19 protein-coding genes, 1 pseudogene and 1 other annotated feature are annotated in these 18,567 nt (G+C 46.0%); of the genes and pseudogenes, 18 read left to right on the forward strand and 2 right to left on the reverse strand.

Annotated elements, in window-relative coordinates:
- Nucleotides 1-203 precede the first annotated feature (203 nt).
- The 15 genes from KXD37_RS15985 (at nucleotide 204) to KXD37_RS16055 (ending at nucleotide 16,255) form a co-directional block, all read left to right on the forward strand.
- Complete coding sequence (locus tag KXD37_RS15985) at nucleotides 204-1,436, forward strand: ATP-binding protein (RefSeq protein ID WP_081638223.1); 1,233 nt, start codon at nucleotides 204-206, stop codon at nucleotides 1,434-1,436.
- Between the two features lie 9 nt (nucleotides 1,437-1,445).
- Nucleotides 1,446-2,390, forward strand: coding sequence for a DNA-binding domain-containing protein (locus KXD37_RS15990; protein WP_188323496.1), 945 nt, complete (start codon nucleotides 1,446-1,448; stop codon nucleotides 2,388-2,390).
- A 212-nt stretch (nucleotides 2,391-2,602) separates the two neighbouring features.
- Nucleotides 2,603-3,529, forward strand: a complete 927-nt coding sequence (kdgD, locus tag KXD37_RS15995) for a 5-dehydro-4-deoxyglucarate dehydratase (RefSeq protein WP_095714492.1) — start codon at nucleotides 2,603-2,605, stop codon at nucleotides 3,527-3,529.
- Nucleotides 3,530-3,561: 32 nt separating this feature from the next.
- Complete coding sequence (gene gucD, locus KXD37_RS16000; protein WP_106021246.1) at nucleotides 3,562-5,028, forward strand: alpha-ketoglutaric semialdehyde dehydrogenase GucD; 1,467 nt, start codon at nucleotides 3,562-3,564, stop codon at nucleotides 5,026-5,028.
- Nucleotides 5,029-5,113: 85 nt separating this feature from the next.
- The gene (gene gudP, locus KXD37_RS16005; protein WP_263463652.1) at nucleotides 5,114-6,481 is read left to right on the forward strand and encodes a glucarate transporter GudP; all 1,368 of its coding nucleotides are present in this window, start codon (nucleotides 5,114-5,116) and stop codon (nucleotides 6,479-6,481) included.
- A 36-nt stretch (nucleotides 6,482-6,517) separates the two neighbouring features.
- Nucleotides 6,518-7,885, forward strand: coding sequence for a glucarate dehydratase (gudD, locus tag KXD37_RS16010; protein ID WP_106021191.1), 1,368 nt, complete (start codon nucleotides 6,518-6,520; stop codon nucleotides 7,883-7,885).
- Nucleotides 7,886-7,954: 69 nt separating this feature from the next.
- Entirely contained in the window at nucleotides 7,955-8,656 is a 702-nt protein-coding gene (locus tag KXD37_RS16015; protein ID WP_044162091.1) for a FadR/GntR family transcriptional regulator, read from the forward strand.
- A 92-nt stretch (nucleotides 8,657-8,748) separates the two neighbouring features.
- Nucleotides 8,749-10,281 carry a galactarate dehydratase gene (gene garD / locus KXD37_RS16020; RefSeq protein WP_101865298.1) on the forward strand — a complete coding sequence of 511 codons (1,533 nt, stop codon included), beginning with the start codon at nucleotides 8,749-8,751 and terminating at the stop codon, nucleotides 10,279-10,281.
- Nucleotides 10,282-10,557: 276 nt separating this feature from the next.
- Nucleotides 10,558-11,481, forward strand: a complete 924-nt coding sequence (gene mphK / locus KXD37_RS16025) for a macrolide 2'-phosphotransferase MphK (RefSeq protein WP_263463653.1) — start codon at nucleotides 10,558-10,560, stop codon at nucleotides 11,479-11,481.
- Between the two features lie 56 nt (nucleotides 11,482-11,537).
- Nucleotides 11,538-11,787 (forward strand) — a binding site (T-box leader).
- Nucleotides 11,788-11,881: 94 nt separating this feature from the next.
- Entirely contained in the window at nucleotides 11,882-12,043 is a 162-nt protein-coding gene (locus KXD37_RS16030; RefSeq protein WP_024120093.1) for a tryptophan RNA-binding attenuator protein inhibitory protein, read from the forward strand.
- A gap of 159 nt (nucleotides 12,044-12,202) precedes the next feature.
- Entirely contained in the window at nucleotides 12,203-12,883 is a 681-nt protein-coding gene (locus tag KXD37_RS16035) for a response regulator transcription factor (RefSeq protein WP_263463666.1), read from the forward strand.
- A gap of 1 nt (nucleotide 12,884) precedes the next feature.
- Nucleotides 12,885-13,820: a HAMP domain-containing histidine kinase gene (locus KXD37_RS16040; RefSeq protein WP_263463654.1), complete on the forward strand. Its 936-nt coding sequence runs from the start codon at nucleotides 12,885-12,887 to the stop codon at nucleotides 13,818-13,820.
- Nucleotides 13,821-13,913: 93 nt separating this feature from the next.
- Complete coding sequence (locus KXD37_RS16045; protein WP_263463655.1) at nucleotides 13,914-14,837, forward strand: ABC transporter ATP-binding protein; 924 nt, start codon at nucleotides 13,914-13,916, stop codon at nucleotides 14,835-14,837.
- A gap of 17 nt (nucleotides 14,838-14,854) precedes the next feature.
- Complete coding sequence (locus KXD37_RS16050; RefSeq protein ID WP_081638227.1) at nucleotides 14,855-15,541, forward strand: ABC transporter permease; 687 nt, start codon at nucleotides 14,855-14,857, stop codon at nucleotides 15,539-15,541.
- An 18-nt stretch (nucleotides 15,542-15,559) separates the two neighbouring features.
- Complete coding sequence (locus KXD37_RS16055; RefSeq protein WP_095714487.1) at nucleotides 15,560-16,255, forward strand: ABC transporter permease; 696 nt, start codon at nucleotides 15,560-15,562, stop codon at nucleotides 16,253-16,255.
- On the opposite strand, the pseudogene KXD37_RS16060 reads toward KXD37_RS16055, so the two are convergent.
- Nucleotides 16,256-16,318: pseudogene (locus KXD37_RS16060) on the reverse strand (hypothetical protein); the annotation flags it as partial.
- Entirely contained in the window at nucleotides 16,290-16,676 is a 387-nt protein-coding gene (locus KXD37_RS16065) for a YndM family protein (RefSeq protein WP_010332895.1), read from the reverse strand. The gene KXD37_RS16065 and the pseudogene KXD37_RS16060, both read right to left, overlap by 29 nt.
- A gap of 347 nt (nucleotides 16,677-17,023) precedes the next feature.
- Between KXD37_RS16065 and KXD37_RS16070 the strand changes: the two genes are divergently transcribed.
- The 3 genes from KXD37_RS16070 to KXD37_RS16080 all read left to right on the forward strand — a co-directional run bounded on the left by KXD37_RS16070 (nucleotide 17,024) and on the right by KXD37_RS16080 (nucleotide 18,519).
- Nucleotides 17,024-17,452, forward strand: coding sequence for a cell wall hydrolase (locus KXD37_RS16070; RefSeq protein WP_024120097.1), 429 nt, complete (start codon nucleotides 17,024-17,026; stop codon nucleotides 17,450-17,452).
- Between the two features lie 107 nt (nucleotides 17,453-17,559).
- Nucleotides 17,560-18,291 carry a vWA domain-containing protein gene (locus tag KXD37_RS16075; protein WP_101860208.1) on the forward strand — a complete coding sequence of 244 codons (732 nt, stop codon included), beginning with the start codon at nucleotides 17,560-17,562 and terminating at the stop codon, nucleotides 18,289-18,291.
- A 78-nt stretch (nucleotides 18,292-18,369) separates the two neighbouring features.
- Nucleotides 18,370-18,519: a hypothetical protein gene (locus tag KXD37_RS16080; protein ID WP_049809871.1), complete on the forward strand. Its 150-nt coding sequence runs from the start codon at nucleotides 18,370-18,372 to the stop codon at nucleotides 18,517-18,519.
- Nucleotides 18,520-18,567: the final 48 nt, after the last annotated feature.

Below are 18,567 nucleotides of genomic sequence, written 5' to 3' on the forward strand. Positions count from 1 at the left end.
TAACTGTATAATGGAGACTACAGAATCATACAAAATACGACAAAAATTTTTTGAAAATAAGCCGTTGGTTTTATAAAAAGCTTACATACTGGGTCGAAAGAAATTTGCAGGTTTTTTGTCCTTTCCTCAAAATAAAAAATGAGGATGTGATCATAATCAAACTGGAACGTTTTTTTGAGAAAGACGCATATATAATGGCGCTTATGCTCGTTACTGTGCCGCTTGCAGGCGAACTGAAATTTTATCCCCTCAATGAAGAGTTCCGAATCAGCTTCGGCGCGCCGGCTTTTTTCTTTTTCTTAGTGCTGCTGCGGCATGTGTCCGCTGTATTGCCGGGATTTTTGACTGGAACATCGGTTTTCGTATTTCGTGTTTTATTGGAATTATGGGACGGAAGACACGCAGGGCTGATTCCAATCCTGTATGATCAAGCGTCCGGCTTTTTCTTTTACATGACGTTTGCATGTCTGTTTTATGTGTTGCGGGCGAACCGCTATCGTGATCGGCCGGTAATGCTCGGTTTTTATGGATTTATGATTGAAATTGCTTCCGATAGCGTCGAGCTGGCCGTTCAGTTTCTTATTTTTCATACGGTGGTGACGCCTGAGAAAATAACGGATATCGCGGTTGTTGCGATTTCTCATACATTTATTGTCATCAGCTTTTTTAACGTGCTGAAGCTGTATGAAACGCAGTCCAGAGAAAAGCAGACAAGGCGGCAAAATGAGCACATGCTGATGATTGTGTCGAATTTATATGAAGAAACAGTGCATTTAAAAAAGACGCTGAAAACGACAGAGCACGTGACAAACGAATCCTATCAGCTTTACCGGGAAGTGAAGGGCAAGGACGATCAGCTCGGCGGCAGGATTCTAAGGCTGGCAGGGGAGATTCATGAAGTGAAAAAGGACAACCAGAGGATATATGCCGGGCTTTCGAAACTGATTTCCAATGAAAGTTTTAAAGATTATATGAATGCCTCGGACCTTTTCCGGCTTGTCATTCGAATGAATGAAAAGTACGCTGAATCATTGGGCAAACAGATCAATTTTCATTGTTCAATAGAGGGTGAGCATGACGATTATCATGTATTTATTGTTCTTTCTATCATTAATAATTTGACGGCAAACGCGGTGGAGGCGATGGGGGATGAGGGAACGGTCAGCCTAAGGCTCCGTAAGCCAGATGAGAGTATGATAGAATTTCAGGTGGAAGACAATGGTCCCGGCATTTCGGAGAAAATAGGAGATATTGTGTTTGATCCGGGCTTTACCTCAACGTATGACAAGTTTGGCACGCCCTCAACCGGAATTGGGCTTTCCTACGTCAAGGAAATCGTGACAGAGCTTGAGGGAGACATCAAGTTTCACAACCAGCAGCAAGGAGTGGTCTTTACCATCAGGCTGCCTGCCAGACATTTGATTCAGAAAGGATGAACGGATAATATGCGTTTTTTTATCGCTGATGATGACCGCGCGGTGCGGTCGATTTTAAGGCAGATCATAGAGGATGAGGACCTTGGAGAGGCTGCGGGTGAAGCGGAAGACGGAAGCCAAGTGGAAGGGCATATATTGCAATTTAAGCAGATTGATATTTTGTTAATCGATTTATTAATGCCCGGGCGGGACGGAATTGAGACCATACGCCGGATCAAGGACTCTTATTCCGGGAAAATCGTAATGATCTCACAAGTGGAAGCTAAAGAAATGGTCGGAGAAGCGTATTCTCTCGGCATTGAATATTTTATTCATAAACCGATTAACCGTATTGAAATTGTAACTGTTCTGCAAAAGGTGAAGGAACGAATCGAGCTTGAAAACTCGATCGGAGATATCCAAAACTCTTTAAGCCGGCTGGTCAACCGAACCGAACGGAAAGCACGGTCTCAGTATAAAAATGACAACAGCTTAAAAGAAGCGGGAACATTTTTGCTATCCGAGCTCGGCATGATGGGAGAAGGCGGCGCTCATGATATGATGGCGGTCCTTCAGTATTTAACTGAGCATGAACAATCTGAGCCTTACGAAAAAAATATCCCTTCTTTAAAACAAATCTTCACACAAGTAGCGGAACGAAAGCTTGGAGCTGCGGCATCACAAACGGAAATCAACCGCGAAATGAAAGCCTCGGAACAGCGAATCCGCAGAGCCATTATTCATTCGCTGGACCATTTTGCCTCATTGGGCACAACTGATTTTTCGAATCCTAAATTCGAAACCTACGCATCAAAATTCTTTGATTTTCCGGTCGTCAGCCAAAAAATGAAAGAAATTCAATCCAAGGAGGCAAAACCCCTCGCACCTGCCAGAGTGAATATGAAAAAATTTATCCACGTATTTTTTTTGGAAGCGAAGCTTTTGAACGAAACGATGAAAGGAAGAAGTATGTGAAAAAACAGCCGGCTAGCAGCGGCTGTTTTTTTATGCGGAAAACGGAGGCTTTCTGATATTTTACGAAAAGTCAGAAAATAAAATTATTGACTTATTGTTTATTTGTCTTACAATAAAACAAAAGGATATACGGGAAGGAGAGGATATACAGCCGCATGATTTTAAAGCGCTTTCAAATGAGCTGTTTACACAAATGACAGGAGGTTTTGTACATGAGCCGTATAAGAAAAGCACCTGAAGGGATTTTAGGTTTTCCGGTTGCGCCTTTTAATACACAAGGAAAGCTGGAGGAAGAAGCTCTGTTTCAAAATATCGAGTTTTTGCTCGAAGAAGGCTTGGAAGCGATTTTTATCGCCTGCGGGTCAGGGGAATTCCAGTCCCTTAGCCAGAAAGAATACGAAAACATGGTCGAAGTCGCGGTTTCGGCTGCGGGAGGAAAGGTCCCGGTCTATACGGGAGTGGGCGGCAATCTCAGCACCGCGCTTGATTGGGCGCGTATATCAGAGAAAAAAGGCGCTGACGGCTATTTGATCCTTCCTCCGTATTTGGTGCATGGCGAACAGGAGGGGCTGTATCAGTACGCCAAAACGATTATTGAAAGCACGGACTTGAATGCCATTCTGTATCAGCGCGACAATGCCGTATTTTCTCTTGAACAGATCAAACGGCTGACGGAGCTTGAACAGCTTGTTGGTGTGAAAGACGGGGTGGGGAACATGGATTTGAATATCAACCTCGCCTATACAATCGGTGACCGCTTGGGATGGCTTAACGGAATGCCGATGGCTGAAGTGACGATGCCGTCCTACCTGCCAATCGGTTTCCACTCTTATTCTTCAGCCATTTCGAATTATATTCCGCATATTTCCCGGATGTTTTATGAAGCTTTGAAAAACGGAAACAACGATGCAGTGAAGGAGCTCTATCAGCATGTCATTCTGCCGATCAACGACATCCGGAAGCAACGGAAAGGGTACGCGGTGTCCTTGATCAAAGCCGGAATGGAGATTATGGGGATGAATGTGAGAAATACAGCCAGACCGCCTGTCGGGCCGGTTGAAAAAGAACACTATCAGGAATTAGAAGCCATTTTGAAGCAAGCGGCGGATCGTTTCCCGAAGAAGGCCGCGACGGTTTGACAAACATAAAAAGCATGAAAGGGGCAATGGGCATGTCTGTAATCACGGAAAAAAACACATATCTCAATTTTATTAATGGAGAGTGGGTCAAAGCTCAATCAGGCGATATGATCAAATCGGAAAATCCTGCCGATGTGAACGACATCGTCGGCTATGTGCAGAGATCAACGGCTGATGATGTGGACCGGGCCGTCGCCGCCGCTAATGAGGCAAAAACGGGATGGAGAAAGCTGACGGGTGCAGAACGGGGCCAACTGCTGTATAAAACCGCTGATATCATGGAGCAGCGCTTAGAGGACATCGCCGCATGTGCGACGCGTGAAATGGGAAAAACCCTGCCGGAAGCAAAAGGAGAAACCGCTCGCGGCATTGCGATTCTTCGCTATTACGCCGGCGAGGGCATGCGCAAAACAGGCGATGTTATTCCGTCTACTGACAAAGACGCACTGATGTTTACAACCCGTGTCCCGCTTGGTGTCGTCGGCGTGATTTCGCCGTGGAACTTCCCGGTAGCGATCCCGATTTGGAAAATGGCGCCGGCACTGGTGTACGGCAATACTGTTGTCATCAAACCCGCATCAGAAACTGCCGTTACATGTGCGAAGATCATCGCTTGTTTTGAAGAAGCGGGATTTCCGGCGGGAGTCATCAATTTGGTGACTGGCCAAGGGTCAGTTGTCGGCCAAGGTATTGCCGAACATGACGGGGTTAATGCCATTACGTTCACGGGTTCGAATCAGGTTGGGAAAATCATCGGGCAAGCCGCTTTAGCGAGAGGCGCCAAATATCAGCTTGAAATGGGCGGGAAAAACCCGGTGATCGTAGCGGACGATGCTGATCTTGAAGCGGCAGCGGAAGCCGTGGTGACAGGCGCTTTCCGTTCAACGGGCCAGAAGTGCACCGCAACGAGCCGTGTCATTGTCCAAAGCGGAATTTACGACCGCTTTAAAGAAAAACTGCTGCAGCGCACAAAGGAGATCACGATCGGAGACAGCTTGAAAGAAAACGTTTGGATGGGACCGATCGCAAGCAAAAATCAGCTTGATAACTGTCTATCGTATATTGAAAAAGGCAAGCAGGAAGGCGCTTCTCTTTTGATCGGAGGAGAAAAGCTGGAGGATGGAAAGTATCAAAACGGATATTATGTGCAGCCTGCCATTTTTGACAACGTGACATCTGACATGACGATTGCCCAGGAGGAAATTTTCGGACCGGTCATCGCTCTGTTAAAGGTGGACACGATGAGGGAGGCTTTAGACATCGCCAATGATGTGAAGTTCGGATTAAGTGCATCTATTTTTACGCAAAACATCGGCCGTATGCTTTCATTTGTTGATGAGATTGAAGCCGGGCTTGTCAGGGTCAACGCGGAAAGCGCAGGAGTTGAGCTTCAGGCGCCATTTGGCGGCATGAAGCAATCAAGCTCCCACTCCCGCGAACAGGGTGAGGCCGCGAAGGACTTCTTCACGGCGATCAAAACCGTATTTGTGAAGCAGTAAAGGTGCTGGAAAGAGGCGCTTGTCTCTTTCCAAGCCTTATCACCGCCAGCATATGATTCTCTACTTTGATAAAGGAGAAGATATTATGAAAAAAGACCATGCGAATGTTTCGCCGGCGGACAAAAAAACCTCTGTACGCTGGTTCATCGTATTTATGCTGTTTCTTGTGACGTCTATTAACTACGCAGATCGTGCGACGCTTTCGATTACGGGTGATTCCGTCCAGCATGACCTTGGACTGGATTCGGTTGCCATGGGGTATGTTTTTTCTGCATTCGGCTGGGCCTATGTCATCGGACAGCTTCCCGGAGGCTGGCTGCTGGATCGATTTGGATCAAAAACGGTTATTGCGTTAAGCATCTTTTTCTGGTCATTTTTTACGCTGCTGCAAGGGGCGATTGGATTTTTTACCGCTGGCACAGCGATTATCCTGCTGTTTGCGCTGCGCTTTTTAGTCGGGCTTTCTGAGGCGCCTTCATTTCCCGGAAACGGCAGAGTGGTTGCTTCCTGGTTCCCGAGCTCCGAACGCGGTACAGCTTCAGCCTTTTTTAACTCAGCTCAATACTTCGCAATCGTCATTTTTTCTCCTTTAATGGGCTGGCTCACCCACTCTTTTGGCTGGCATTCCGTCTTCGTAGTGATGGGGGCCGCGGGAATCCTACTGGCTTTTATCTGGTTAAAAACGGTATATGAACCGAAAAAACATCCGAAGGTCAACAAAGCCGAGCTTGCGTACATTGAAGAAGGCGGCGGGCTGATTTCAATGGATGACAGTCAAAGCAAGCAGGAAAAAGAATCAAAATGGCCGTATATCAAACAGTTATTAACCAACCGCATGCTGATTGGCGTGTACATCGCGCAATATTGCATTACGACTCTCACCTATTTCTTTCTCACATGGTTTCCGGTATATTTGGTTCAGGCCCGCGGAATGTCCATTCTTGAAGCGGGATTTGTGGCTTCCCTCCCGGCGCTGTGCGGATTTGCAGGCGGCGTGCTTGGAGGCATCGTATCTGATTTTTTACTGAAAAAAGGCCGTTCTCTCACCTTTGCGAGAAAAGGACCGATCATTGTCGGCATGCTGCTGTCTTGCAGCATGATTATCTGCAACTATACAGATTCAGCGTGGCTCGTCGTTGTAATCATGTCACTCGCGTTCTTCGGAAAAGGCTTTGGCGCCTTGGGCTGGGCTGTCGTGTCGGACACGTCGCCAAAAGAGTGTGCGGGATTAAGCGGCGGTTTGTTCAACACATTCGGAAACATCGCCTCGATTACGACTCCGATTATTATCGGCTACATCGTGAATGCCACAGGATCTTTTAATGGCGCGCTCGTTTTTGTCGGCGCTAATGCGATTGCAGCAGTCCTCAGCTATTTGCTGCTGGTCGGGCCGATCAAACGGGTCGTATTAAAGAAACAAGAGCAAGACCCCGATCAATCACTGCCTGTCTAATACTTATGAAAGCGCTTTATCAAAGGAGGATGACAGATGAGTTCACCAATACAGGAACAGGTTCAAAAAGAAAAAAGATCGAATATTCCATCAATTATTGAGATGAGAGTCATTCCAGTCGCGGGGCATGACAGTATGCTGCTGAATTTAAGCGGCGCCCACAGCCCGTTTTTTACCCGAAATCTTGTCGTCTTAACGGACAGCAGCGGGAATCAGGGTGTCGGCGAGGTGCCGGGCGGGGAAGCGATCCGCCGCACACTGGAGCTTGCAGAGCCGCTTGTTGTGGGAAAATCGATCGGCGCGTACCAGTCGATTTTGCAAACAGTCAGAAAGCAGTTTGGGGACCAGGACAGGGGAGGCCGCGGTATCCAGACATTTGATTTGCGCACTGCGGTGCATGTGGTCACAGCCTTGGAAGCCGCTTTGTTGGATGTGCTCGGTAAATTTCTCAATGAACCAGTTGCGGCTTTGCTTGGAGAAGGACAGCAGCGGGATGAGGTCAAGATGCTCGGTTATCTATTTTACATTGGTGACCGAAAGCGGACGACATTGCCGTATCAAAGCAATCAGCAGTCAGATTGCGAGTGGTTCCGCCTCCGCCATGAGGAAGCGCTGACTCCTGAGGCAGTTGTACGTCTTGCAGAAGCGGCACAAGAGCGCTACGGCTTCCAAGATTTCAAGCTGAAAGGCGGCGTATTGCGGGGCGAGGAAGAAATGGAAGCCGTCACCGCGTTATCAAAACGTTTTCCTGAGGCGAGAATTACCCTTGATCCGAACGGGGCTTGGCCGCTAGAAGAAGCTGTTACATTATGCAGAGGAAAGCATGATGTACTTGCTTATGCCGAAGATCCGTGCGGGGCGGAAAACGGTTATTCCGCACGTGAAGTGATGGCTGAGTTCCGCCGCGCGACAGGCCTGCCGACCGCGACAAATATGATTGCGACTGACTGGCGGGAAATGGGGCACGCGATTCAGCTGCACGCGGTCGATATTCCGCTGGCTGATCCCCATTTCTGGACGATGCAGGGTTCGGTGCGGGTTGCACAGATGTGCCATGATTGGGGGCTGACGTGGGGCTCGCACTCCAATAATCATTTTGACATCTCCCTTGCCATGTTTACCCATGTCGCGGCCGCAGCTCCGGGACGCATCACGGCGATTGATACCCATTGGATCTGGCAGGACGGACAGCGTTTAACCAAACAGCCTTTAGAAATTGCTGATGGCTGTGTGAAGGTGCCTGATAAGCCTGGGCTTGGCATCGAAATTGATATGGAACAAGTGGAAAAAGCGCATGATCTCTATCGAAAAATGAATTTAGGCGCACGGAACGATGCAATCCCTATGCAGTTTCTGATCAGTAATTGGGAGTTTGACCGCAAGCGCCCGTGTCTGGTGCGATAAGTTTTATTCTAAATATTGTCATAACGAATATTTTGTCTTACAATTGAACAACTGAAGGGAGAGTTGTTCGTGTACGAAGGTTTAGAAGATCTGAAGGTGGATACAGTCAATCGGAAAACATTAGCCAAGCAGGTCATTGAACGGATTGTCCATTTACTGTCAAGCGGACAATTAAAGGCCGGAGACAAATTACCGACGGAAATGGAGCTAATGGATATCTTACATGTCAGCAGACCGGTGCTTCGCGAAGCGCTTAGCTCACTAGAGACGCTGGGCGTTATCACGAGAAAAACCCGCGGCGGCACGTATTTCAACGACAAAATCGGGATGCAGCCTTTTTCCGTCATGCTTGCTTTGGCGACTGATAATCTTCCGGCCATTATTGAAGCGCGGATGGCGTTAGAACTCGGGCTGGTGACGATTGCCGCGGAAAAGATAAATGAAGAAGAGCTTGAGCGTTTACAAAAAACAATCGACGACATCGCCAGCAGCACTGACAACAATTATGGAGAAGCAGATAAAGAATTTCACCGAATTATTGCATTAAGCGCTAATAATCCCGTTGTTGAAGGAATGATTCAATCTTTGCTGATCACACATGCGAAAATCGACAGCCAGATTCCGTACAGGGAAAGGGATGTTACGGTTGAATACCACAAAAAAATCTACGACGCCCTTGCCAAAAGAGATCCTTACCAGGCTCATTACCACATGTATGAGCATTTGAAATTTGTCCGTGACAAAATTTTGAATGGGATAGACGAAACATAATTGTTATGACAGCCGCAGTTTGAAATTGGGATTTGCGGCTTTTTTTAAATCAAAATCGGAAAGCGTTTACAATGTTGAGGAGTGATATTCCTATGGTGATGAACCTCAGACAGAATCAAGCGCCTCTTTACATTAAAGTGAATGTAAAAGATAACACGGCGATTATTGTAAATGACGGCGGACTGAAAAAGGGCACTGTTTTTCCATGCGGGCTGATGCTTGAAGAAGATGTTCCTCAAGGCCATAAAGTGGCCCTAACCGATTTGAATCAGGGAGATGCCATCGTGCGTTATGGAGAAGTGATCGGATTTGCAGATCAGCCGATCAAACGCGGAAGCTGGGTGCGGGAAGCTTTGGTGAGAATGCCCGCCCCTCCGGAACTCCATGACCTTCCTATCGCAAACAAAGTGCCTGAACCGCTGCCGCCTCTTGAAGGCTATACGTTTGAAGGATATCGAAATGCTGACGGCAGTGCAGGAACAAAAAATATTCTCGGTATTACCACAAGTGTTCAATGTGTCGTCGGCGTGCTGGATTATGCGGTAAAACGGATAAAAGAAGAGCTTCTTCCGAAATATCCAAATGTCGATGATGTCGTGCCGCTTCATCATCAATATGGATGCGGCGTGGCCATCAATGCCCCAGACGCCGTGATTCCCATCCGCACGATTCAAAATCTGGCAAAGCATCCGAACTTCGGCGGGGAAGTGATGGTGGTCGGATTAGGATGTGAAAAGCTCCTCCCGGCACGGATTGCACCTGAGAAAAAAGATCACATCATTTCACTTCAAGATCATCAAGGCTTTGCGAATATGATTCAATCGATGATGGAAATGGCGGAGGAGCGGTTAATCAGACTCAATAGCAGAGTCCGTGTAACCTGCCCTGTTTCTGACCTGGTAATTGGCTTGCAATGCGGCGGCAGTGATGCCTTTTCCGGCGTGACGGCGAATCCGGCAGTGGGATATGCGGCTGATTTATTGGTTCGGGCAGGCGCAACGGTCTTGTTTTCTGAAGTGACTGAGGTGCGGGATGCGATTCACTTATTAACGCCGCGAGCTGTCAGCGAAGAGGTCGGACGTTCGCTGATCGATGAGATGAAGTGGTATGACAGCTATCTGAGGCGGGGGGAAGCAGACAGAAGCGCCAATCCGTCACCTGGCAATAAAAAAGGCGGTTTATCCAATGTGGTGGAAAAAGCGTTAGGATCGGTAGCAAAGTCAGGCACAAGCCCCATTTCTGGTGTGCTCGGGCCTGGGGAGAAGGCGGAGAAAAAGGGTTTGCTGTTTGCAGCGACGCCGGCAAGCGACTTTGTGTGCGGAACCCTTCAGCTGGCGGCAGGCATGAATCTGCAGGTCTTTACGACAGGCAGAGGAACACCGTATGGATTGGCTGCTGCGCCGGTGCTGAAAGTATCTACACGCCATTCATTAACAGAGCATTGGGCGGATTTAATCGATATCAATGCCGGGCGAATTGCTACCGGAGAGGCCAGTATCGAAGAAGTCGGCTGGGAGATTTTTCGGATGGTCTTAGATGTAGCGAGCGGCAGGAAACAAACATGGGCGGACCATTGGGGCCTTCATAATGATTTGTGTTTGTTTAACCCCGCGCCTGTGACTTGATTCATTTTTATAGTAGATCAAAACTGGAATATGATGTAAAATGGAGATCAACTACAATGAACGGAGGGGTTCCGACATGGCATTCAATAGATTCCGATTAACACGAATTCAATAGTGAACGACACTCGCCTGGATGCGGGGAATCGGGATGAATCTGCCTATGTATGTACCCTTATATTGTAATGAAAAGAGGGTGGCGATGCTGCCCTCTTTTTTTTTCCTTAAAAACATCCCTTCTCTCTAACGACAGGCGGAATATGAGAAAGGGGAAAAGAGATGACAAACCCGAACGAAAGGCAGCTAATCACTGAGATTGTCGCGCTTGCACGCAATCAAGGTTTGACGGTTCACTCTGATAACGCTCAATTGAATGAAACGGGAATGGATTTTCAAGTTGTATTTGCCGAGGATGATACAGGTATGCCATGGGTACTGCGAAAACCGCGGCGAAGCGATGTTGTTGAAAGAGCAGCTTCAGAAGGCAGAACGCTTGCCTTTCTCCGCGCGAATCTCACAGCTGATGTGCCGGATTGGAAAATTCATACGCCGGAATTGATCGCTTACCCGAAGCTTAGCGGAACGCCTGCTGCTGGAATTGATTTGGAACAGAAACAATATGTATGGAATATGAATCATCAGCCGCCGTCAGACGATTTTGTTCATACACTTGCCGAAATACTGGCAGAATTGCATGGCATGAATCAAACATCTGCCGGCCAATCCGGAATAGAAGTGGTGATGCCAGAAGATTTCAGGAAAATGACAGCTGAATCTATGGCTGATGTGAAGAATAAGTTTGGCGTATCTAAGCAGCTTTGGGAAAGATGGCAAACGTGGATCAATGATGATGCATACTGGCCCGGTTTCTCCGCGCTGATACACGGCGATCTCCATCCGCCGCATATCCTTATTGATCAAAATGAACACGTCACAGGCCTTCTGGATTGGACAGAAGCGAAAGTCGCCGATCCAGCCAAGGATTTTGTCTTTTACCACATGATTTTCGGAGAAAAAGAAACAGCCCATTTGCTTGAATACTATGATCAAGCAGGCGGCCGTGTATGGTCAAAAATGCAGGATCACATCTCAGAGATGAAGGCGGCGTATCCGCTGGAAATTGCCAAGTTCGCTCTTCAGACACAGCAGGAGGAGCACGTAAATATGGCTCTGGAAGCACTTGGCGAATCTAAATTGGATTAAGAATTGACTTCTGTAAATTGACGGAGTATTATAAATTTTACAAACGAAAGAACGGATTAACAATTGTGAGGAAGAGCAAGTAAGCATCAGTGAGCGGGGTTCAGAGAGTCGGTGGCAGGTGTGAACCGATCCTCCCCTGATGCCGAATGGGCTTCTGAATTGCTTTGCTGAATAGATAGTAGGCAATGCCGGGATGCTCTCCCCGTTACCAAGAGAGGAGTATCGAAACTGACGTTTTCTGTACTGATGAGCGAATGGCTTTTTAGCTGTTAATAAAGGTGGTACCGCGAGACCCTCGTCCTTTGATAGGACGGGGGTTTTTGTGTTTCTTAAAGGAGGTGACGGCCAATGGAAGAAGGCTGGTGGTCCATGTTTAATCAATGGGAAAGGAGGAATTCAAATGGTGATCGCAACTGATGATCTGGAGGTTGCTTGTCCGCATTGTGAAAGAGCCGGAGAAATAGAAGGCAAACCTTGTCCGGCATGCAGCGGGAAGGGCGTCATTCTGACGGCTCAAGGAAATACGCTTTTGGATTTTATCCAAAAACATATGAACAAGTAAAGGAGAAAAGCTGAGCTGAGCGGCTGCAGGTAAAAGCTGAAAACAGGAAAAAAAGAATAAATTTTGTAAAACACACATGTTTTTCAATTACAATAAGCGTAATGACATGTGTGTTTTTTTTGACTATGAAAAAGGTTAGGTGAGAGGATGCAGCGCATATTGCTTGTGGAGGATGACCATTCCATCAGTGAAATGGTGGTCCATTATTTAACAAAAGAAGGCTTTGAAATCGTGCATGCTTTCGACGGTGAAGAGGGCATTCGGAGGTTTCAAGAGCAGGCGTACGACCTCATTCTGCTTGATATTATGCTTCCGGAGCTGAATGGGATGGATGTTTTAAAAATCATTCGGGAAAAAAGCAAGGTTCCTGTTTTAATGATTTCAGCAAAAGACGGAGATGTTGATAAAGCACTGGGGCTGGGATTCGGGGCGGATGATTATATCGCCAAACCGTTTTCGATGATTGAACTGACAGCCAGAGTCAAAGCAGCGATACGGAGGGCGACGCAATATTCGTCGAGTGAACCGGCTGAACATCAGGTGATTCGTGTTCACCAGCTTACGATCGATATAGACAATGTATCCGTTCTGAAAAACGGCGAACCGCTTCAGCTGACGTCAACCGAATGGCAGCTGCTGATACTATTTGCAGCAAATCCTAAAAAGGTGTTTACGAAAGAACAAATCTATCGTTCCGTATGGAATGAGGAGTACTTCGGCGACCAAAACATCATTAATGTACATATGAGACGGCTGAGAGAAAAGATTGAAGATGATCCATCGTCTCCTCAATATATCAAAACATTATGGGGCATCGGCTATAAGTGGGGAGAGTTTTAGAATGGCAGTATTAACGATTGCCGCTATCATCGCTTTAGCGTGTCTGAATGTCATTCAATATATGATGAAAAAGAACCGGGACAGGAATTTGACGTATACGGCAGAAAAGCTTAGCGCCATGCTTGACAACGAATCGGCCGATCAGGTTTTACTTCATACAGATGACCGTGCGCTCAGGAATCTGCTCGTCAACATCAATCTGCTCGCTGAGGACCATCAGCATATCAACGCCCGGTTTGCAAAAACAGAGCAATCCATGAGACGGATGCTGACCAATATGTCACACGATCTCAAAACACCTCTGACGGTCATTCTCGGTTATATCGAAGCCATCCAAAGTGACCGGGATATGCCGGACAGCGAGCGGGAAAGACTGCTTGAGAAGCTGCACCAAAAAACAAATGAACTCATCCAAATGATCCACTCTTTTTTTGATTTAGCCAAATTGGAATCTGAAGACAAACAAATCCCGATCACAAAAATACATATCAACGAAGTATGCAAACGAAATATCCTGCATTACTATGATGCCGTTCAGGCAAAAGGTTTTAACGCGGAGATTGATATTCCGGATACACCGGTATACGCGCATGCAAATGAAGAGGCGCTGGACCGTATCCTGCAAAATTTATTATCCAACGCGATTCAATATGGCGCGGTTGGCAAGTTTATCGGATTATCACTTTCTTATGATGAGACAAGCATTGCCATCTCCGTATGGGACCGCGGAAAAGGAATCAGTGAAACAGACCAGCAGCGGGTATTTGAGAGGCTGTACACACTTGAAGAATCAAGAAACAAAGCATTCCAAGGGAGCGGTCTCGGTTTGACGATCACGAAAAGGCTTGTGGAAAAAATGGGGGGCTCCATCTCTCTTCTAAGCAAGCCGTATGAACGGACAGCGTTTACGATTACATTAAAACGAATGACCTATTAACAATCGTAAGAATTTCTTAAGAATGAAGAAATAAAAATGACAGGGCCCGCCGCTACAATAGAAAACAGGAAAAAGAGGAAAGGAGCAACAACGTTGACTTACATCGTACAATCAAACGGACTGACCAAAACGTTTCAAGGCAAAGAAGTCGTATCAGATGTCAGCATGCATATCAAAAAAGGTGAAATTTACGGCTTTCTCGGCCCGAACGGAGCAGGGAAAACAACCATCATGAAAATGCTGACAAGTCTTGTAAAACCGACAAGCGGTGAAATCAATATCCTCGGAAACAATCTCACTCATACGTCATATGAGGTGCTTGGCAAGATCGGCAGCATGATTGAATATCCAATTTTCTATGAAAATCTGACGGCTATCGAAAATTTAGAGCTGCATTGTGCATACATGGGATACCACAATAAAAAAGCCATTCAAGAAGTGCTCGATATGGTGAATTTAAAACAGATCGACAAGAAACCCGTCAAAACATTTTCGCTTGGAATGAAGCAGCGCCTCGGCATAGCGCGCGCCATCCTCACCAAACCTGATCTGCTTATATTGGATGAGCCGGTAAACGGCCTTGATCCTGTCGGCATTAAAAAGATCAGAAACTTATTTCAAGTATTAAGCAAAGAGTATGGAATGACACTGCTGATCTCCAGCCATATGCTGAGTGAAATCGAACAAATTGCGGACACAATCGGCGTCATTCGTGACGGCAGGCTGCTGGAAGAGGTGTCGATGGAAGATGTAAGGGGACAAAACACAGAATACATCGAACTCGTTACATCGAATCAGACAAAAGCCTGCTTTGTGCTTGAGAAAGAACTTCACATTGCCAACTTTAAAATCTTAAATGATAAAACCATTCGGATTTATGATGCTCAACGATCACAGGGTGCCATATCAAAAGCGCTTATTTTAAATGATGTAGACATTGAATCAATGAATAAAAAGTATACTTCACTGGAGGACTACTTCATCAGCTTGATCAACGGCAATCACATCAGTGCGTAGAGGAGGCGAGACCGTTGCTGAATTTGATCAGAATCGAATTAAGGAAAATGAAGATGGGATGGTATGTGAGAGGAGTTATCATTGCTAACCTGATTATCCTTGGCTTTATGTGGTTGGTCAGTTACATAGAAAAAGCGGAGGGCACTGAATCGTTCCAAAGCATGGATGATGCATTTCTCGTCATTGGCACTTTTGTCAGAGCGGTGTTTATCGTTTTTGGCGCTGTACTGATCGCCAAATTAGTCATATCGGAATATAAAAACAAAACGATTCAAGTGATGTTTACGTACCCGATCAGCCGGAAAAAACTGCTTGCTGCTAAGCTTAGCATCTCAGGCGGGCTGACGTTTATCACTATTTTAGTCTCAAATGCGTTCGTAGCAGCCGCTTTCTATATGCTGAATTCGATCTACCATGTCATTCCGGGAGAATTGAGCGCCGATGTCATTTCTCAGCATTCGGTAAAAATGGCGGTTTTCGCTTTTGGCGCCGCTGGCACCAGTTTAGTTCCCATCTTTTTTGGGATGCGTAAGCACTCTGTCTCGGCAACCATCATTTCATCTGTCGTGATCGTCATGCTGATGAGTTCAACAAGCCCGGGCCTGTCCATTTCTTCCATTGTATATATTCCATTATCTCTAGCTGCTGTCGGTTTGTTTTTTTCATACATGGCAGTCAGGAAAGCAGACCGGCAAGATGCTTAAATACGGAGTTGAAACAACATGTTGAATTTAATGAAACTTGAATTAAAAAAAATGAAATTAGGCTGGTATTACAGAGGCGCCGTTATTGCAAATCTATGTATTCTCGGATTTATATGCTTGATCGCATCAGAAGAAAAAAAACTCCCGCAGCCGGAGGTGATGACTGATGCGGCATCCACGCTATTTTTGCTTGGAACGTTTGTAAGATCTGTATTTGTTGTTTTCGCCAGTGTGCTGATTGCCAAATTGATTATTAGCGAGTACAAAAATAAAACGATTACCGTCATGTTTACATATCCCATCAGCCGGAAAAAACTGATTGCTGCCAAGCTGCTGATTACAGGCGGACTGACGTTTATCACCATTATGGTGTCTGAAATTGCGCTTTCATTCATCTTTGCGCAAATCAATCAATATTATCAACTTACACCTGCGATGTTATCAGTCCAGACTATCGGGCAAGAGGTCGGCAGTATGGCGATATATGCCGCTTCGGCTGCGTGCTTGAGTTTTATTCCTTTATATTTTGGGATGAGGAAACGCTCTGTTCCGGCTGCTATCATTTCATCGGTTATATTGACGATACTGATCAGCCAGCAAAGCCCCGAGTTATCGCTGGCAACGATTATCTACATTCCGCTTTCTTTAGGTGCGATCGGCATCTTGATAGCGATTTGGTCTGTCCGAAACATAGACCGGGAAGATGCTTTATGATAGAAGGCCGATGCTGTCAGCACCGGCCTTTTGATTATGAATCTGTTCTTGTTTCAAGATAATGCTTTTTGCCAATTTCTTTGCTCATCATATAGAAATGGAAGCAATATTCACCGATGGCCATGGCGATTGCTCCAAATAGAGCCGCCAGCGCAATTTCTCCGCCAGTCATTCCCATAGAAAGCGGCATGCCCATCAGCCAAATCACGAGAAATGCCAAACCGAAATCAGCCAAAGTGGCGATCATATTGTTCCATCGGGGCAATACATAAAGGTCTCCAAGCAAATAAGAAATGACCCCTAACACAACCGTCATCAGCAGCGTATCACCAAACGTGAAACCAAAGCCAAGACCCAGCACCAAATACAAAACAATAATCGTCATAATACCTTTAATCGCGAGCGCTTTCACATGTGTCATGATAAGGTTCCTCCTTCTTTTATCTGATTTGTTATGTATGATTCCTCAAATACGGAAAGTTAAACATTACTTTGTGTTCTTTACAAAGCGTTTTCGGCTACAGGTGGAAAAAGGCTGAAGAACTGTTATGAAACAGGGGGGTGAATCTGCATCTGCCATGCCCGTGGAATCCGGGATTTTACCGGAGATTTCCTTGACGGCCAGATGTCCATTTTTCTTCTGCAATTACCGATCTTTATGGTTTGTGACAGTACCGGGAGAATAAATTTTAAAACTTCTCCTGTCCCTCCGTCATCACTCTTTGGGTATTGCAATATGATGAAAGGAGAAAAAGGGGAGGTGACGTGATGGCGGTTGTGAGAGCAACAAGCGCTGATGTCAACTTGATGGCACGGCTGCTCAGAGCGGAAGCGGAAGGTGAAGGAAAGCAGGGGATGCTGCTTGTCGGAAATGTTGGGATTAATCGGCTGAGGGCCAATTGCTCTGATTTTAAAGGCCTCCGCACCATCAGGCAGATGATTTTTCAGCCGCATGCGTTTGAAGCGGTGACCCATGGATACTTTTATCAAAGACCGCGGGAAAGCGAGCGGGCCTTGGCACGCCGGACGATAAACGGGGAGAGGTTCTGGCCGGCAAAATTCAGCTTGTGGTATTTCAAGCCGGGAGGAAACTGCCCGCCGACCTGGTATAACCAGCCGTTTGTAGCCAGATTCAAATCACATTGTTTTTATCAGCCGACGGGCGAAACATGTGAAAATGTATATAACACATTTTAAGGGGAGACGCCGTTCACATCTGAACGGTGTTTTTTCTTTAAAAAGTTATACCAATGGTAAATATTTCTGTGAGATAATCGGATAAAAGAACTACAGGAGATGACAAAATGGCGACAATTGACCTGCAAAAGAAGAGCGTAAAAATCGTACTGGAGAAAAAGCAGTTAACCAAGGTGACGGCTCGTGTCGGGCTGGTGCTGGATATTACCGGTTCAATGAGAACGCTGTATAAAAACGGAACGGTTCAAAAAGTGGTGGAGCGGATTTTGGCTGTGGCTGATCAGTTTGATGATAACGGCCTGCTTGATGTATGGGTTTATGATAATGAATTCTCCCGGTTAAAGCCAGTCAATGAAATCGATTTTTCAGGCTATGTTGATCGCGAAATTTTGAATAATGAACTCTTGCATAAATTCGGGAGAAATGATGAGCCGCCGGTCATAAAAGATGTGTTACATAAATATGTTGTGGAAGAACCGAGTTCATATCCCGCTTTTATCGTTTTTATTAATGATGGAGGGTGTAAAAAATCCATCAAACCTATTATTGAAGCTGCCTCTGATAAACCGGTGTTTTGGCAGTTTGTCGGCATCGGAAACGGCAACTTCGATTTTCTTAATAAACTGGATACGCTAGAAGGGCGTGTTGTTGATAACGCAAACTTCCTGCATATCGAAGACATTGAACGCATCTCTGATGATGAGCTTTATGATGCGTTGCTTACTGAATTTCCATTTTGGCTGCAAGAAGTGAAGGAAAAAGGAATTTTAATAGAACAAGAGCCTGAAGCTGCAAAACCGGAAAAGAAGGGCTTTTTCAGCAGATTGTTTTCTAAATAACAGACAGCTTTTCCGAACACTGAGTGATTTTGCAAAATCGCTCGGTGTTTTTGTTTTTTTAAGATCATGTGAAGAAAAATGGGTAAAAAGGGCGGCTTGCAAACGACAGGATATGCAGAAAACACGCCGTTTTGCCAGCTGTCGGCATGTTTCGGCGAAAGGGCTGTGAATGAAGTCCTGTTTCCCATGTTCAGTGCTTACAATCCCTTCACACTTCTTCACAGCTAATTAACAATGGTTTCCTATAATGAAAGCGATCAATGAGAAGAGAGGGGA

The sequence above is a fragment of the Bacillus sp. XT-2 genome (assembly GCF_025696525.1).
GTDB classification, from domain to species: Bacteria; Bacillota; Bacilli; order Bacillales; family Bacillaceae; genus Bacillus; species Bacillus halotolerans.